The sequence below is a fragment of the Mobilicoccus sp. genome (genome assembly GCF_032060985.1).
Classification (GTDB): domain Bacteria; phylum Actinomycetota; class Actinomycetes; order Actinomycetales; family Dermatophilaceae; genus Mobilicoccus.
The window spans coordinates 134171-150798 of record NZ_DAMBGD010000010.1 but is presented as its reverse complement, the minus strand read 5'-3'; the positions used below and the strand labels follow the sequence as shown (position 1 = coordinate 150798).

The window sequence follows — 16628 nt, the reverse complement described above, 5'->3', positions numbered from 1 at the left end:
GGCTACCTACCCCCGGCCGAGTACGCTCGGCAGTGCACCCATCAAATCGAAACCGACGACTCACAGAGCGACCGGACCGAATGAAGGGGGCGGCCCACTCATCGACGGCGGAGGCGATGGCCGACTGGGTGTCGTTGATCCGGCCGATGATCCCGCTGATCTGCTCGATCGCCGCGACTGCGGCCTCGGTGTCGACCTGGATCTGCTCGACGCGGCGTGAGATGTCCTCGGTCGCCCGGCCCGTCTCGTGCGCCAACTCCTTGACCTCGCCCGCGACGACCGCGAACCCCTTCCCGGCCTCACCGGCGCGCGCCGCCTCGATGGTCGCGTTCAACGCCAGGAGGTTCGTCTGCTCGGCGATCTGCGTGATCGTCTTGACGACTTCGCCGATCTCGGCGCTCGAGCGCCCGAGACTCGCGACGGTGAGGTTCGTCTGGTCCGCGACGGCCACGGCACCCGCCGCGACGTCCGCCGCGTCGGTGGCGCTCGTGGCGATCTCCCGGATCGAGGCGGTCATCTGCTCGGTGCCGGTCGCCACCGTCTGCACGTGCTGGGAGACGTCCCCGGCGGCGTCGCCCATCCGCCCGGCCCGTGTCGTTCCCTCCGTGGCCTCGGCGCGCATCGCCGCCACCATGTCGCGCAGCGAGCCGCTGCGCTGCGTGACCTGCGCCGACGTGGCCGTCACCGACGCGACGATCGTGCTCAACCACACACGGCCTGCTCGACCGCCGCTGCGATGTCACCGACCTCGTCCTTCGTCCGCGGCACGCATTCGACGCGCAGGTCGCCACGGGCCAGCGCCCGCACCGAGGTCCGCACCTCCCCCAGACTCCGGCTGATCCGGCCCGAGACCCACCACGCCATACCGACGAACAGCCCGCCGACGACGGCGACCGCCCCGAGCATCACCGACAGGGCTCGCATCTGGGCGGCGCGTTCGTCCGCGACGGCCTGGGCCGCCGTCGCCGCGGCGGCCGAGGTCAACTGCGCGCCCTCGCTGCGGAACACCTCGAGCCGTGGAGTCACCTCACGCGCGAGGATCGCGCTCCCCTGCCGCACCGACGTGGCGTCTCCCCGCGCCACCATCTCGAACGCCCGCCGGGCGTCGGCGTCGGCCTCCTGCACGGCCGTCGTCGCCGAGGCGAGTCTCTGCTGCGACTCCGGCGGCAACGCGGACGCGTCGACCCGTGAGGCGAGTTCGCGGGCTCGTTGCAAGCCGGCCGTGTACTGGGTCACCCCCGCGGAGCCGGGCGCCGCCGCCCGGGCGCCCCCCTCGGCGAGCGTGTCTCGTTGCACCGCCGTCACACCGGCGATCACCGAGCCGCCGACCTCGCTCAGCGCCATGAGCTGCCCCTCCGTCGTCAGCGCCACGCTGACCTGACGCGCCGCGTCCGCCGCCTGAGTCAGGCCGACCCACGCCGCGCCCCCGCCCAGCATCGCCCCGAGGAGACCCACCGCCCCGACGGACAACACCTGGAGACGGATGCTCGCTCGCCCGACGCGGCGCGATGTCGGCATGGGGGTTCCTCTCGACGTGGACGGATCCCCTTCTTGTCGGCCTCTGCTCCCCCGACCTGACCGGCGAGACGGTCACGAGACCCTCACGCGTCACGGCCGATTCGCGCCTGGCCGTGCCGCCGTCTCCATCCGCCGCCGGGGCCCGGGCCGTCGGCACTGCCACCACCTGCCGCCCCGACACGACGCAGGGCGGGCACCCCGGGGAACCCGGGATGCCCGCCCTGAGGCGTGCTGGTGCGTCAGCTCACTTGATGATGTTCGTGACGCGGCCGGCGCCGACAGTACGACCACCCTCACGGATGGCGAACTTGAGGCCCTCTTCCATCGCGATGGGCTGGATGAGGTCGACCTTCATGTCGGTGTTGTCGCCCGGCATGACCATCTCGGTGCCCTCGGGGAGGTGCACGACGCCGGTGACGTCCGTCGTCCGGAAGTAGAACTGCGGACGGTAGTTGTCGTAGAACGGCGTGTGACGGCCACCCTCGTCCTTGGACAGGATGTAGACCTGCGCGTCGAACTCGGTGTGCGGGGTGATCGAACCCGGCTTGCAGATGACCTGGCCGCGCTCGACGTCCTCGCGCTTGGTGCCGCGGAGGAGCAGACCGACGTTCTCGCCCGCACGACCCTCGTCGAGGAGCTTGCGGAACATCTCGATGCCGGTGACGGTCGTCTTCGTGGAACCCTCGCGGATGCCGACGATCTCGACCTCCTCGTTGACCTTGAGGATGCCGCGCTCGATACGGCCGGTGACGACCGTGCCACGACCGGTGATCGTGAAGACGTCCTCGACGGGCATGAGGAACGGCTTGTCGACGTCACGCTCGGGCTGCGGAATGGCCTCGTCGACGGCGTTCATGAGCTCGAGAACGGACTCGGCCCACTTCTCGTCGCCCTCGAGCGCCTTGAGCGCGGAGACCTTGACCACCGGGACGTCGTCGCCGGGGAACTCGTAGGAGGACAGCAGTTCGCGGACCTCCATCTCGACGAGCTCCATGATCTCCTCGTCGTCGACCATGTCGGCCTTGTTGAGGGCCACGACGATGTAGGGGACGCCGACCTGGCGGGCCAGGAGGACGTGCTCCTTCGTCTGCGGCATCGGGCCGTCGGTCGCCGCGACTACGAGGATGGCGCCGTCCATCTGCGCCGCACCCGTGATCATGTTCTTCACGTAGTCGGCGTGGCCGGGGCAGTCGACGTGCGCGTAGTGACGATCTTCGGTCTGGTACTCGATGTGAGCGATCGAGATCGTGATGCCGCGCTGCTTCTCTTCCGGAGCCTTGTCGATCGAGTCGAACGGCGATGCCTCGTTCAGGTCCGGGTACTTGTCGTGCAGAACCTTGGAGATCGCAGCCGTCAGCGTCGTCTTGCCGTGGTCGATGTGACCGATGGTGCCGATGTTGACGTGCGGCTTGGTCCGCTCGAACTTCGCCTTCGCCACTGTTGTCCTCCTGGTGGACTTGGTGTTGATACGCCACCGGCCGGGAGCCAGGTGTGGCGTCTGTGGTGGGTTACTGCGTTGTGATCACGAAGAGGAGGGGGTGAGAGTACCCGCCTCACTCGCCTCGCATCTTCTTGACGATCTCGTCCGCGACGGCCCGGGGGACCTCCGCGTACGAGTCGAACTGCATCGTGTAGTTGGCACGTCCCTGGGTCTTGGACCGCAGGTCGCCAACGTACCCGAACATCTCCGAGAGCGGGACGAGGGCCCGGATGACCTTCGCGCCACTGACGTCGTCCATGGACTGCATGTGCCCACGACGGGAGTTGATGTCGCCGATGACGTCGCCCATGTACTCCTCCGGAGTACGGACCTCGACCGCCATCATGGGCTCGAGCAGGACCGGGTCGGCCTTGCGGAGAGCCTCCTTGGTGGCCATCGAGCCGGCGATCTTGAACGCCATCTCCGAGGAGTCGACGTCGTGGTAGGCACCGTCGATGAGGGTCGCCTTGATGCCGACCATGGGGTAACCGGCGAGGATACCCACGTTGAGGGCGTCCTGGATACCCGCGTCCACGCTCGGGATGTACTCGCGCGGGATGCGGCCACCGGTGACGGCGTTGCTGAACTCGTAGAGCTCGCCCTCGGAGGTGTCGAGGGGTTCGTACGTGATCTGCACCTTGCCGTACTGACCCGAACCACCCGTCTGCTTCTTGTGGGTGTAGTCGTACTTCTCCACCTTGCGGCGGATGGTCTCGCGGTAGGCGACCTGCGGCTTGCCGACGTTGGCCTCGACCTTGAACTCGCGACGCATGCGGTCCACGAGGATGTCGAGGTGGAGCTCGCCCATGCCGCCGATGACGGTCTGGCCGGTCTCCTCGTCGAGACGCACGGTGAAGGTCGGGTCCTCCTGCGCGAGGCGCTGGATGGCGGTGCCGAGCTTCTCCTGGTCACCCTTGGTCTTGGGCTCGATCGCCACGTGGATGACGGGCTCGGGGAAGGTCATGGACTCCAGCACGATCTGCTGGTTCATGTCCGAGAGCGTGTCACCGGTGGTCGTGTCCTTGAGGCCGATGACCGCGTAGATGTGACCCGCGGAGGCCTTCTCGACCGGGTTCTCCTTGTTGGCGTGCATCTGGAACAGCTTGCCCAGACGCTCCTTCTTGCCCTTGGTGGCGTTCATGACCGGCTGGCCGGCCGTGATTTCACCGGAGTACACGCGGATGTAGGTCAGCGTGCCGAAGAAGGGGTGCGCCGCGATCTTGAACGCGAGCGCCGCGAAGGGCTCGGTGGAGTCGGCCTTGCGGTGGAGGATCGTCTCCTCGTCGCCCGGCTTGTGACCCTCCGTGGGGGGAAGGTCCAGCGGGCTGGGGAGGAAGTCGATGACGCCGTCGAGCAGGGGCTGGACGCCCTTGTTCTTGAAGGCCGTGCCGCAGAAGACGGGGTTGAACTCGCCGGCGAGGGTGAGCGCGCGGACGCCCGCCTTGATCTCGTCCTCGGTGAGCTCCTCGCCCTCGAGGTACTTCTCCATGAGGGCCTCGTCGGACTCGGCGACGGCCTCGACGAGCTGCGTGCGGTACTCCTCGGCCTTGTCCTGCAGGTCGGCCGGGATCTCCTCGATGGCGTAGTCCTCACCGAGCTTGGTCTCGCCGCGCCACACGAGCGCCTTCATGCGCACGAGGTCGACGACACCGATGAAGTCGGACTCGGCGCCGATCGGCAGCTGCATGACCAGCGGCTTGGCGGCGAGACGGTCGATCATCGTCTGCACGGAGAAGTAGAAGTCCGCGCCCATCTTGTCCATCTTGTTGATGAAGCACATGCGCGGGACGCCGTAGTGGTCGGCCTGACGCCACACAGTCTCGGACTGCGGCTCGACGCCCTCCTTGGCGTCGAACACGGCGACGGCACCGTCGAGGACGCGCAGGTTGCGCTCGACCTCGACCGTGAAGTCCACGTGTCCGGGGGTGTCGATCAGGTTGATCTGGACGCCCTTCCAGAAGGAGGTGACGGCGGCGGAGGTGATGGTGATCCCCCGCTCCTTCTCCTGCTCCATCCAGTCGGTGGTCGAGGCGCCGTCGTGCGTCTCGCCCATCTTGTAGTTGACACCCGTGTAAAACAGGATGCGCTCGGTCGTGGTGGTCTTGCCGGCGTCGATGTGCGCCATGATGCCGATGTTGCGGACCTTGCGCAGGTCGGTCAGGACATCCTGTGCCACTGGCTACTCAGCTCTCTTGTCGTGGGGATTGTCGGAACGGAAGCGCGGGTCTCGCCCTCGCCGGCCGCATCCACCGCCCCGGCCGAGTCGTGACGGCCGGGACGGAGGGATGAACTGATTACCAGCGGTAGTGCGCGAAGGCGCGGTTGGACTCGGCCATCTTGTGCGTGTCCTCGCGACGCTTGACCGCGGCGCCGAGGCCGTTGCTCGCGTCGAGGATCTCGTTCATGAGGCGCTCGGTCATCGTCTTCTCACGACGCTGACGGGAGTACCCGACGAGCCAGCGGAGAGCCAGGGTGGTCGAGCGGCCCGCGCGGACCTCGACCGGCACCTGATAGGTGGCGCCACCGACACGGCGGCTGCGGACCTCGAGGGCGGGCTTGACGTTGTCGAGCGCGCGCTTGAGGGTGACGACGGGGTCGGTGCCCGTCTTGGCGCGGCAGCCCTCGAGGGCGCCGTAGACGATGCGCTCGGCGGTGGTCTTCTTGCCGTCGAGGAGGATCTTATTGACCAGCTGCGTGACGAGCGGCGACCCGTAGACGGGGTCGACGACGAGCGGGCGCTTGGGAGCGGGGCCCTTACGAGGCATTACTTCTTCTCCTTCTTCGCGCCGTAGCGGGAACGGGCCTGCTGACGACCCTTGACGCCCTGGGTGTCGAGGGAGCCGCGAATGATCTTGTAGCGGACACCGGGGAGGTCCTTCACACGACCGCCACGCACGAGCACGATCGAGTGCTCCTGCAGGTTGTGCCCCACACCGGGGATGTAGGCGGTGACCTCGACCTGGCTGGTCAGCTTGACGCGCGCGACCTTGCGCAGCGCGGAGTTCGGCTTCTTCGGGGTGGTGGTGTACACACGCGTGCACACGCCACGGCGCTGAGGGCTACCCTTCAGCGCCGGCGTCTTGGCCTTGGCGGCCTTGTCGCTGCGTCCTTTGCGGACGAGCTGGTTGATCGTAGGCACGTATTCTCCGTACGTCGTCGATGTGATCGGCCCTGGTGGTAAGGGGGCCTCCTTGGACTGCCGTGGGAAACCCACGGTGCTCTCCCCTGCACTTCCCGGCCTTGCGGCGCGCGATGCCGGACTGCCCGGCGAGAGGACATCTCCTGGCCGCGCCTGCCGAACGAGGAACGATCCTCATGGGCGGCGCCGCAGCGCTGCTCACGAAATCCACTCCGCGGCCGATATGAGGATCGACCGTGCTCGGCGGGACTGGGCACGACTGTCCCAGGACATGCCAGACCAGAGTACCCGCCCAGTTGACATGCGGCCAAATCGGGTCCGCTCCCCCGGAGGAATCGACGGGCGGGAGCGTGGGTTCCCCGACGCGGTCAGGCTAGCGGCTCCCGGCCGCGGCGGACCACAGGCGTGCCGGATGTCACGGGAACCGGGCGCCGGGCACCGGACTCCCCCACCTCGACCCCCGGACGTCACACGGCGGAGGCCGGTCACGCGTGCTGCGTGACCGGCCTCCGCCGTGTTCCCCGTGGCCCACCGCCCGGGTGGGCCTGCGGATCAGTCGCCGTCCAACCCGAGGCTGACGTCGTCGAGCCGGACCGCCGCACCCGAACCCGGACCGAAGGTCGGGTAGTCGAACTGCTGGTAGTCGGGCATCGAGTACATCGCGGCCTTGGCCTCCTCGGTGGGCTCGACCCGCACGTTGCGGTAGCGGGGCAGCCCGGTACCGGCGGGGATGAGCTTTCCGAGGATGACGTTCTCCTTGAGGCCGAGCAGCGGGTCGCTCTTGGCGTGGATCGCCGCGTCGGTGAGGACACGGGTCGTCTCCTGGAACGAGGCCGCGGACAACCACGAGTCGGTCGCGAGCGAGGCCTTCGTGATGCCCATGAGTTCGGGACGACCCGAGGCGGGACGGCCGCCCTCGGAGACGACGCGACGGTTCTCCGTCTCGAACACGCCACGCTCGGCCATCGACCCCGGCAGCAGGTCGGCGTCGCCGGCCTCGATGATCGTCACGCGACGCAGCATCTGCCGCACGATGACCTCGATGTGCTTGTCGTGGATCGACACACCCTGCTGGCGGTAGACGTTCTGCACCTCGTCGACGAGGTGCATCTGGACCGCACGCGGGCCGAGGATGCGCAGCACCTGCTTGGGGTCGATCGCACCCTGCACGAGCTTGGTGCCGACGTCGATGTGCTGCCCGTCCTCGACGAGCAGGCGCGCACGCTTGCTCACCGGGTAGGCGTGCTCCTCGCTGCCGTCGTCCGGCGTGAGCAGGACGCGACGCGCCTTGTCGGTCTCCTCGATCTGCACGCGGCCGGTGGCCTCGGCGATCGGGGCGACACCCTTGGGCGTCCGGGCCTCGAAGAGCTCGACGATACGGGGCAGACCCTGGGTGATGTCGTCGGCCGAGGCCGCACCACCGGTGTGGAAGGTCCGCATCGTCAGCTGCGTGCCGGGCTCACCGATCGACTGGGCCGCGATGATGCCGACGGCCTCGCCGATGTCGACGAGCTTGCCGGTCGCGAGGCTGCGGCCGTAGCACTTGGCGCACGTCCCGACGTGGCTGTCGCAGGTGAGGACCGAACGGATCCGCACCTCCTCGATACCGGCGGCGACGAGCGTGTCGATGACGACGTCACCGAGGTCGACACCGGCCTCGACGATGACCTCGCCGTCCGCGCCACGGATGTCCTCGGCGAGGGTGCGGGCGTACACGGTCGACTCGACGTCCTCGTGGGCGACGAGCGTGCCGTCGCTCCGACGCGTCGCGATCGGAAGGACGAGGCCACGCTCGGTCCCGCAGTCGTACTCGCGGATGATGACGTCCTGGGAGACGTCGACGAGACGACGGGTGAGGTAGCCCGAGTCGGCGGTCCGCAGCGCCGTGTCGGCGAGACCCTTACGGGCGCCGTGGGTCGAGATGAAGAACTCGAGCACCGAGAGGCCCTCGCGGAAGTTCGACTTGATCGGTCGCGGGATGATCTCGCCGCGCGGGTTGGCCATGAGGCCACGCATCCCGGCGATCTGACGCAGCTGGAACCAGTTACCACGGGCACCGGAGGACACCATGCGGTAGATGGGGTTGAGGCGCGGGAAGTTGGCCTCCATCTCCTTGGCGACCTCGTTGGAGCCCTGGGTCCAGATCTCGATGAGCTCCTGACGGCGCTCGTCGTCGGTGATGAGACCCCGCTCGTACTGGACCTGGACCTTCTCGGCCTTGGCCTCGTAGTTCTCGAGGATCTCCTGCTTGCGCGGAGGCGTGACGACATCGGAGATCGACACGGTCGTCCCCGAGCGGGACGCCCAGTAGTAGCCGGTCTCCTTGAGCGCGTCGAGGCTCGTCGCGACCTGCACCTTGCTGTAGCGCTCGGCGAGGTCGTTGACGATCGTCGAGAGGCGCTTCTTGTCGACGGGCGCGTCGACGAACGGGTAGTCCGCCGGCAGCGTCGTGTTGAAGATGGCGCGCCCCAGCGTCGTCTCGACGAGGGTCTCGGCGATCGAGCCGTCCTCGCGCACCTCGGCACCCTCGGGCACCTCGGCGCCCACCGGCGGGACGTAGTCCGTGAGGCGGATCTTGACCATCGAGCCCAGGCCGATCTCGCCGGTGTCGAAGGCCATGCGGGCCTCGGCGACCGTACGGAACGCACGGCCGGCGCCGGGGCCGTCCTCCAGGGCGGAGGTGAGGTGGAACAGACCGATGATCATGTCCTGGGAGGGCATGGTGACCGGGCGTCCGTCGGCCGGCTTGAGGATGTTGTGGCTCGACAGCATGAGGATGCGGGCCTCGGCCTGCGCCTCCGCCGACAGCGGCACGTGCACGGCCATCTGGTCGCCGTCGAAGTCGGCGTTGAACGCGCCGCAGACGAGCGGGTGGAGCTGGATGGCCTTGCCCTCGACGAGCTGCGGCTCGAACGCCTGGATGCCGAGACGGTGCAGCGTGGGCGCGCGGTTGAGCAGGACCGGGTGCTCGGTGATGACCTCTTCGAGGACGTCCCACACCGCGGGGCGGGCCCGCTCGACCATGCGCTTGGCCGACTTGATGTTCTGCGCGTGGTCGAGGTCGACGAGGCGCTTCATCACGAACGGCTTGAACAGCTCGAGGGCCATCTGCTTGGGCAGACCGCACTGGTGCAGCTTGAGCGTCGGGCCGACGACGATGACGCTTCGGCCGGAGTAGTCGACGCGCTTACCGAGCAGGTTCTGACGGAAACGACCCTGCTTGCCCTTGAGCATGTCGGAGATCGACTTGAGCGGGCGGTTGCCCGGGCCGGTGACGGGGCGACCACGACGACCGTTGTCGAACAGCGCGTCGACGGCCTCCTGAAGCATCCGCTTCTCGTTGTTGACGATGATCTCGGGCGCGCCGAGGTCGAGGAGCCGCTTGAGGCGGTTGTTGCGGTTGATCACGCGGCGGTACAGGTCGTTGAGGTCGGAGGTCGCGAAGCGGCCACCGTCGAGCTGGACCATGGGGCGCAGGTCCGGCGGGATGACCGGGACGCAGTCGAGCACCATGCCGTTGGGGCTGTTGCTCGTGGTCTGGAACGCCGTGACGACGCGCAGGCGCTTGAGCGCACGGGTCTTCTTCTGGCCCTTGCCCGTCGCGATGATCTCGCGGAGCAGCTCGGCCTCGGCGTCGAGGTCGAAGTCCTCGAGGCGCTTCTGGAGCGCCGCCGCGCCCATGCCGCCCTCGAAGTACATGCCGAAGCGGTCACGCATCTCGCGGTAGAGCAGTTCGTCGCCCTCGAGGTCCTGGACCTTGAGGTTCTTGAACCGGTCCCAGACCTGCTGGATGCGCTCGGCCTGCTGGTCGGCCTTGCGGCGGATCGCGTTCATCTCGCGCTCCGCGCCCTCGCGCACCTTGCGGCGCACGTCGCCCTTGGCGCCCTCGGCCTCGAGTTCGGCCAGGTCGGTCTCGAGCTTCTTGGCGCGGGCGTCGACGGCCGCGTCGCGGTCGTTCTCGATGGTCTTCTTCTCGACCTCGATCTGCGCCTCGAGGGAGGGCATGTCGCGGTGACGGGCCTCCTCGTCGACGGAGGTGATCATGTAGGCCGCGAAGTAGATGACCTTCTCGAGGTCCTTGGGGGCCAGGTCGAGCAGGTAGCCGAGCCGGCTCGGGACACCCTTGAAGTACCAGATGTGGGTGACCGGCGCGGCGAGCTCGATGTGGCCCATCCGCTCACGGCGGACGCCGGACCGCGTGACCTCGACGCCACACCGCTCACAGATGATGCCCTTGAAGCGGACGCGCTTGTACTTGCCGCAGTAGCACTCCCAGTCCCGGGTGGGGCCGAAGATCTTCTCGCAGAAGAGGCCGTCCTTCTCGGGCTTGAGCGTGCGGTAGTTGATCGTCTCGGGCTTCTTCACCTCGCCGTGGCTCCACGCGCGGATGTCGTCCGCGGTGGCCAGGCCGATGCGCAACTCGTCAAAGAAATTGACGTCGAGCACGTGTGTCTCTCTCTCGCTCTACAAAACTCAGGTCAAGACGTGGGTGTGGCCGGGTGGGCCGGCGCGGTGGGGAGATCCCCGGCGCCGACCCACCGGCGAGGTGCGTCAGACTTCCTCGACGCTGCTGGGCTCGCGACGGGAGAGGTCGATGCCGAGTTCCTCCGCGGCGCGGAAGACCTCCTGATCGGGCTCGCGCAGGTCGATCGCCCCGCCGTCGGTCGAGAGGACCTCGACGTTCAGGCACAGGCTCTGCATCTCCTTGATGAGGACCTTGAAGGACTCTGGGATGCCGGGCTCGGGGATGTTCTCGCCCTTGACGATCGCCTCGTACACCTTGACGCGACCGGTGACGTCGTCGGACTTGATGGTGAGCAGCTCCTGGAGGGCGTAGGCCGCGCCGTACGCCTCGAGTGCCCAGACCTCCATCTCGCCGAAGCGCTGGCCACCGAACTGCGCCTTACCACCGAGCGGCTGCTGGGTGATCATCGAGTACGGGCCGGTGCTACGCGCGTGGATCTTGTCGTCGACGAGGTGGTGCAGCTTGAGCATGTACATGTAGCCGACGGAGACCGGCTCCGGGTACGGCTCGCCCGAGCGGCCGTCGAAGAGACGGGCCTTGCCGGAGCTGCCGATGAGGCGCTGGCCGTCGCGCGTCTTCGTCGTCGAGTCGAGCAGGCCGGTGATCTCCTGCTCCTCGGCGCCGTCGAAGACCGGCGAGGCGACGCGGGTGCCCGCGGGGGCGCTGCGGGCGTCGTCGGGGATCATCTGCGCCCACTCGGGGTCGCCCTCGATCTCCCAACCACGGCTCGCGACCCACCCGAGGTGGAGTTCGAGCACCTGACCGATGTTCATGCGGCCGGGGACGCCGAGCGGGTTGAGCACGATGTCGACGGGGGTGCCGTCCTCGAGGAAGGGCATGTCCTCGATCGGCAGGATCTTGGAGATGACGCCCTTGTTGCCGTGACGACCGGCGAGCTTGTCACCGTCGGTGATCTTGCGGCGGTTGGCGACGTAGACGCGGACCAGCTGGTTGACGCCCGGGGGCAGCTCGTCGCCCTCCTCGCGGTCGAACACCTTGACGCCGATGACCGTGCCGGTCTCGCCGTGGGGCACCTTGAGGGAGGTGTCGCGGACCTCGCGGGCCTTCTCGCCGAAGATCGCGCGGAGCAGCCGCTCCTCGGGGGTCAGCTCGGTCTCGCCCTTGGGCGTGACCTTGCCGACGAGCAGGTCGCCGTCGCGGACCTCGGCGCCGATGCGGATGATGCCGCGCTCGTCGAGGTCGGCGAGGACCTCCTCGGAGACGTTGGGGATGTCCCGGGTGATCTCCTCGGGGCCCAGCTTGGTGTCGCGGGCGTCGACCTCGTGCTCCTCGATGTGGATCGAGGAGAGGACGTCGTCCTGCACGATGCGCTGGGAGAGGATGATCGCGTCCTCGTAGTTGTAGCCCTCCCACGGCATGAACGCCACGAGGAGGTTACGACCGAGGCTCATCTCGCCCTCGTCCGTCGCCGGGCCGTCGGCGATGACGCCACCGGCCTCGAGACGGTCGCCCTCACCCACGAGGACCCGCTGGTTGTAGCAGGTGCCCTGGTTGGAGCGCTGGAACTTGGCGATGCGGTAGCTGCTGCGTGTGCCGTCGTCGTTGGCGACGGTGACGACGTCGGCCGAGACGTCCTCGACCACGCCGGCCTTCGTCGCGCGCACGACGTCACCGGAGTCGAGCGCGGCACGGTACTCCATGCCGGTGCCGACGAACGGGGCCTCGCTGCGCACGAGCGGCACGGCCTGACGCTGCATGTTGGCGCCCATGAGCGCACGGTTGGCGTCGTCGTGCTCGAGGAACGGGATGAGCGCGGTGGCCGCCGAGACCATCTGGCGGGCAGAGACGTCCATGTAGTCGACGTCGACGCCGGGGATGAACTCGACCTCTCCGCCCTTGGAACGCACGAGCACGCGCTCCTCGACGAACCGCCCGTCCTCACCGATGGGCGCGTTCGCCTGCGCGATGACGAAGTCGTCCTCCTCATCCGCCGAGAGGTAGTGCACCTCGTCGGTGACGCGGCCGAACTCCACCTTGCGGTAGGGCGTCTCGACGAACCCGAACGGGTTGATGCGACCGAAGCTCGCGAGCGAACCGATGAGGCCGATGTTCGGGCCTTCAGGCGTCTCGATCGGGCACATGCGGCCGTAGTGGCTCGGGTGGACGTCACGGACCTCCATGCCGGCGCGGTCACGCGAGAGACCACCCGGGCCCAGCGCGGAGAGACGACGCTTGTGCGTCAGACCCGCGAGGGGGTTGTTCTGGTCCATGAACTGGCTCAGCTGGCTGGTGCCGAAGAACTCCTTGATGGAGGCGACGACCGGCCGGATGTTGATGAGCGTCTGCGGCGTGATGGCCTCGACGTCCTGGGTCGTCATGCGCTCGCGCACGACGCGCTCCATGCGCGACAGACCCGTGCGGACCTGGTTCTGGATGAGCTCGCCGACGTTGCGGAGACGACGGTTGCCGAAGTGGTCGATGTCGTCGGTCTCGACGCGCACGTCGACGGACTCGCCGCCACGGGTGCCGGCCATCGTCGGCTCCCCCGCGTGGAGGGCCACGATGTACTTGATCGTCGCGACGATGTCCTCGACGGTGAGCGTCGAGGCGTCGAGCTCGGTGTCGAGACCGAGCTTCTTGTCGATCTTGTACCGGCCGACCTTGGCGAGGTCGTAGCGCTTGGGGTTGAAGTACAGGTTGTCGAGGAGGGCCTGCGCGGCCTCCTTCGTCGGCGGCTCACCCGGGCGCAGCTTGCGGTAGATGTCGAGCAGCGCGTCGTCCTGGCCGGTGGTGCTGTCCTTCTCCAGGGTGGCGCGCATCGACTCGTACTCGCCGAACTCCTCGAGGATCTGCGCGTCGGTCCAGCCGAGCGCCTTGAGGAGCACCGTGACGGACTGCTTGCGCTTGCGGTCGACGCGGACGCCGACCATGTCGCGCTTGTCGACCTCGAACTCGAGCCAGGCGCCCCGGCTGGGGATGACCTTGGCGGAGTAGATGTCCTTGTCGCTCGTCTTGTCGGGAGTGCGCTCGAAGTACACCCCCGGGCTGCGGACGAGCTGGGAGACGACGACACGCTCGGTGCCGTTGATGATGAACGTGCCCCGGCTGGTCATGAGCGGGAAGTCGCCCATGAAGACCGTCTGGCTCTTGATCTCGCCGGTGTTGTTGTTCATGAACTCGGCGGTGACGAACAGCGGTGCGCTGTAGGTCATGTCGCGTTCCTTGCACTCCTCGATGGAGTACTTCTGCTCCTCGAAGCGGTGGTCGCGGAAGCTCAGCGACATCGATCCGGAGAAGTCCTCGATCGGGGAGATCTCCTCGAAGATCTCCTCGAGCCCGGATCGGGTGGGAACGTCGTTGCGGCCGGCCTCGAGGGCCTCGGCGACGCGGTCCTGCCACCGCTCGTTGCCGAGCAGCCAGTCGAAGCTCTCGGTCTGGAGGGCGAGGAGGTCAGGTACTTCGAGGGGTTCGCGAATCTTCGCGAAGGAGACACGGCCTGAGGCCGTCAGTGCGCTGGACATCTTCTGGGTCGCGGTACGCGAGGCAGCCAAGGATGGTCCTTCCTAAGCCTGGTGAGCGGCAAGTCGTCACTGCCTGCTCGACCCGGCACCGACCGAACATGGATCTCCCCAGGTGAGGAGCGATATTCAGCGGCACGTGGAACGGCATCTCTCGGGGATGCAGCGGTCGGGTGAAGAACATAGGCAGCGCAAGGGCATAGCCTACCTGCCGCCTCAAGGCTTGTCCAGCCGGGCGCGCGCCACTCCCCGAACAGATCGCCGGACCTCCACCGGTCTGAGCGGTGGAGCGGGATCTCATCGGCGACCCGTCGACCCGAGGCTCACGTTCCTCACCTGGCATCGCGCCTCACCTGGCGTCGAGCCGACGTGTCACCGCAAGCATGACCGGTCGCACCCCCGGGGTCAAGGATGCTGAGAGTGGCAACCGTCGCCGGGTGGACGTCGAGGAGCCGGCTCAGCCCGTCGAGCCCGGCGAGCCGGTCGAACCCTCAGGCGTGTGAACGCGCGTGAAGGCGTTGACGAAGGCCTTCTGGGTCGCCGTCATCGGCGCGAACCAGTCCCGCATGAGCGAGGTCGGGGAGAACTGGTCCATGGCCTCGATCATCTGGGCCTCCATCGTCGCCATCACGGCCTGTTGCATCGGCTCGACGTCGGGCAGGCCGAAGAACGCCCGCATCTCCTTCGGCGTGCAGTCGACCTCCACGGTGATCTTCATGATCCATGCCTCCCCTCGACCCCGGGTGGGCCTGGGACTCACGCTACGTGCTCGACCCCCCGCGGCCGGGGAGCACGCCACGACCCACCTCACACCGGAGGCTGGTGGTGACACCGGAGGCGACGGGCTCCGGTCTCACCACCACGCTCCGGTCCGAGGTCGCGACTGGTGAGGCCCACCGCGCAGGGGCTGCGTTAGGTTCGAGACGACCACCCCCCATCGATCCACCGGAGGCCCGTCATGCCCGAAATCGACGAGCGCGGGAGCAGCGACCGCGGTAGCAGGGACCACGACGCCGTGCGCCACATCGTCTGCCCCGCCGACGGATCGGCCGTCGGCACCGTCCCCGAGGGTGACGCCGACGACGCCACACGCGCGGTCGCGAGCGCCCGCCGCGCCTTCGACGACGGCCCGTGGCCGAGCACCCCCTCCCCCGAGCGCGCGGCCTTGCTGCACCGGCTCGCCGACCTGCTCGAGGAGGAGAAGGAGACGGTGGCGACGCTCGAGGCCAAGGACACCGGCAAGCGCCTCGTCGAGTGCCGCATCGACGTCGACGACATCGTCTCGGTGTTCCGCCACTTCGCCTCCCTCGCCCAGGCCGACGCGGGCCGTGTCATCGACACCGGCATGCCCGACGTGAGCAGCCGCGTCGTGCACGAGCCCGTCGGGGTCTGCGTGCTCATCACGCCGTGGAACTACCCGCTGCTCCAGACGGCGTGGAAGGTCGCGCCGGCCCTCGCGGCGGGCAACACCTTCGTGCTCAAGCCGAGCGAGTGGACCCCCCACACCGCCCTGTGGCTCGTCGACGCGCTCGCCCGCGTCGGCCTTCCCGAGGGCGTCGCGAACCTCGTCCTCGGGGCCGGGGCGGCCGTCGGTCCGCCGCTCACGACGTCGGAGGACGTCGACCTCGTGTCGTTCACCGGTGGCCTCGTCACCGGTACGGCGATCGCCGAGGCCGCCGCGAAGACCGTCAAGCGCGTCGCCCTCGAACTGGGCGGCAAGAACCCCAACGTCGTCTTCGCCGACGCCGATCTCCCCGCCGCGATCGACAACGCGGTGACGGCGATCTTCCTCGATTCCGGTCAGGTGTGCTCCGCCGGTGCGCGCCTGGTCGTCGAGGAGTCCGTGCACGACGAGGTCGTCGACGAGATCGTGCGCCGCGCCGGCCTCATCCGCCTCGGCGGCCCCTTCGACGACGACGCCGAGAGCGGTCCCCTCATCCACGAGGCCCACCGCGACAAGGTCCACGACTACGTGCGTCAGGCCGTGGCCGAGGGAGCGACCCTGCGCTGCGGCGGGGAGATCCCCACCGAGGGGCCGCTGGCGGCGGGCTCCTACTACCCGCCCACCGTCCTCGACGGATGCACCCGGGACATGGCGTGCGTGCACGACGAGTCGTTCGGTCCGGTTCTCACGGTCGAGACGTTCTCCGGCGCGACGCGCGAGGAGGCCGAGGACGCCGCCGTCGCGATCGCCAACGACACGCACTACGGACTCGCCGGGGCCGTGTGGACCGAGAACGCCGGTCGCGCCGAGCGCGTCGCCCGGCGCCTGCGCCACGGCACGATCTGGATCAACGACTACCACCCCTACGTGCCGCAGGCGGAGTGGGGCGGCATGAAGCGCTCCGGCATCGGCCGCGAACTCGGCCTCGCCGGTCTCGAGGAGTACCGCGAGACCAAGCACATCTGGCACAACACCCGCCCCGCCCCCGCCGGGTGGTTCGCCCACGGGCCCGCCGACGCCGGCGTCTGAGGTCCACCGACTCA

Annotated in this window: 9 protein-coding genes and 1 pseudogene; 1 reads left to right on the top strand and 9 read right to left on the bottom strand. The window is 68.3% G+C overall.

The annotated features are described in order from the left end of the window. Positions 1-175: 175 nt before the first annotated feature. The 9 genes and pseudogenes from RT054_RS09885 to RT054_RS09845 form a co-directional block, all read right to left on the bottom strand. Positions 176-517: pseudogene (locus tag RT054_RS09885) on the bottom strand (methyl-accepting chemotaxis protein); the annotation flags it as partial. A 185-nt stretch (positions 518-702) separates the two neighbouring features. Continuing rightward, complete coding sequence (locus tag RT054_RS09880) at positions 703-1518, bottom strand: HAMP domain-containing protein (RefSeq protein ID WP_313023349.1); 816 nt, start codon at positions 1516-1518, stop codon at positions 703-705. Between the two features lie 244 nt (positions 1519-1762). Continuing rightward, the gene (tuf, locus tag RT054_RS09875) at positions 1763-2956 is read right to left on the bottom strand and encodes an elongation factor Tu (protein ID WP_313023348.1); all 1194 of its coding nucleotides are present in this window, start codon (positions 2954-2956) and stop codon (positions 1763-1765) included. A gap of 115 nt (positions 2957-3071) precedes the next feature. After that, on the bottom strand, positions 3072-5174 hold the full coding sequence (fusA, locus tag RT054_RS09870) for an elongation factor G (RefSeq protein WP_313023347.1): 2103 nt from the start codon (positions 5172-5174) through the stop codon (positions 3072-3074). A 118-nt stretch (positions 5175-5292) separates the two neighbouring features. Then, complete coding sequence (gene rpsG, locus RT054_RS09865) at positions 5293-5763, bottom strand: 30S ribosomal protein S7 (protein WP_284304243.1); 471 nt, start codon at positions 5761-5763, stop codon at positions 5293-5295. Beyond that, entirely contained in the window at positions 5763-6137 is a 375-nt protein-coding gene (gene rpsL / locus RT054_RS09860; protein ID WP_312721762.1) for a 30S ribosomal protein S12, read from the bottom strand. The genes rpsG and rpsL overlap by 1 nt, the downstream gene beginning before the upstream one ends. A 552-nt stretch (positions 6138-6689) precedes the next feature. Continuing rightward, positions 6690-10583: a DNA-directed RNA polymerase subunit beta' gene (locus tag RT054_RS09855; RefSeq protein ID WP_312721759.1), complete on the bottom strand. Its 3894-nt coding sequence runs from the start codon at positions 10581-10583 to the stop codon at positions 6690-6692. A 105-nt stretch (positions 10584-10688) separates the two neighbouring features. Beyond that, positions 10689-14174 (bottom strand): DNA-directed RNA polymerase subunit beta, encoded by a 3486-nt coding sequence (gene rpoB, locus RT054_RS09850; protein WP_313023346.1) that lies wholly within the window; start codon positions 14172-14174, stop codon positions 10689-10691. Between the two features lie 424 nt (positions 14175-14598). After that, positions 14599-14859 (bottom strand): DUF6489 family protein, encoded by a 261-nt coding sequence (locus RT054_RS09845; RefSeq protein ID WP_313023345.1) that lies wholly within the window; start codon positions 14857-14859, stop codon positions 14599-14601. Positions 14860-15099: 240 nt separating this feature from the next. Between RT054_RS09845 and RT054_RS09840 the strand changes: the two genes are divergently transcribed. Next, complete coding sequence (locus RT054_RS09840) at positions 15100-16614, top strand: aldehyde dehydrogenase family protein (RefSeq protein WP_313023344.1); 1515 nt, start codon at positions 15100-15102, stop codon at positions 16612-16614. Positions 16615-16628 lie beyond the last annotated feature (14 nt).

Excerpts from the sequence above, each read along its gene's own strand:
- RT054_RS09840 (WP_313023344.1), top strand. The coding sequence starts at position 15,100 with ATGCCCGAAATCGACGAGCGCGGGAGCAGCGACCGCGGTAGCAGGGAC.
- rpsG (WP_284304243.1), bottom strand. The coding sequence starts at position 5,763 with ATGCCTCGTAAGGGCCCCGCTCCCAAGCGCCCGCTCGTCGTCGACCCC.
- RT054_RS09845 (WP_313023345.1), bottom strand. The coding sequence starts at position 14,859 with ATGAAGATCACCGTGGAGGTCGACTGCACGCCGAAGGAGATGCGGGCG.
- RT054_RS09880 (WP_313023349.1), bottom strand. The coding sequence starts at position 1,518 with ATGCCGACATCGCGCCGCGTCGGGCGAGCGAGCATCCGTCTCCAGGTG.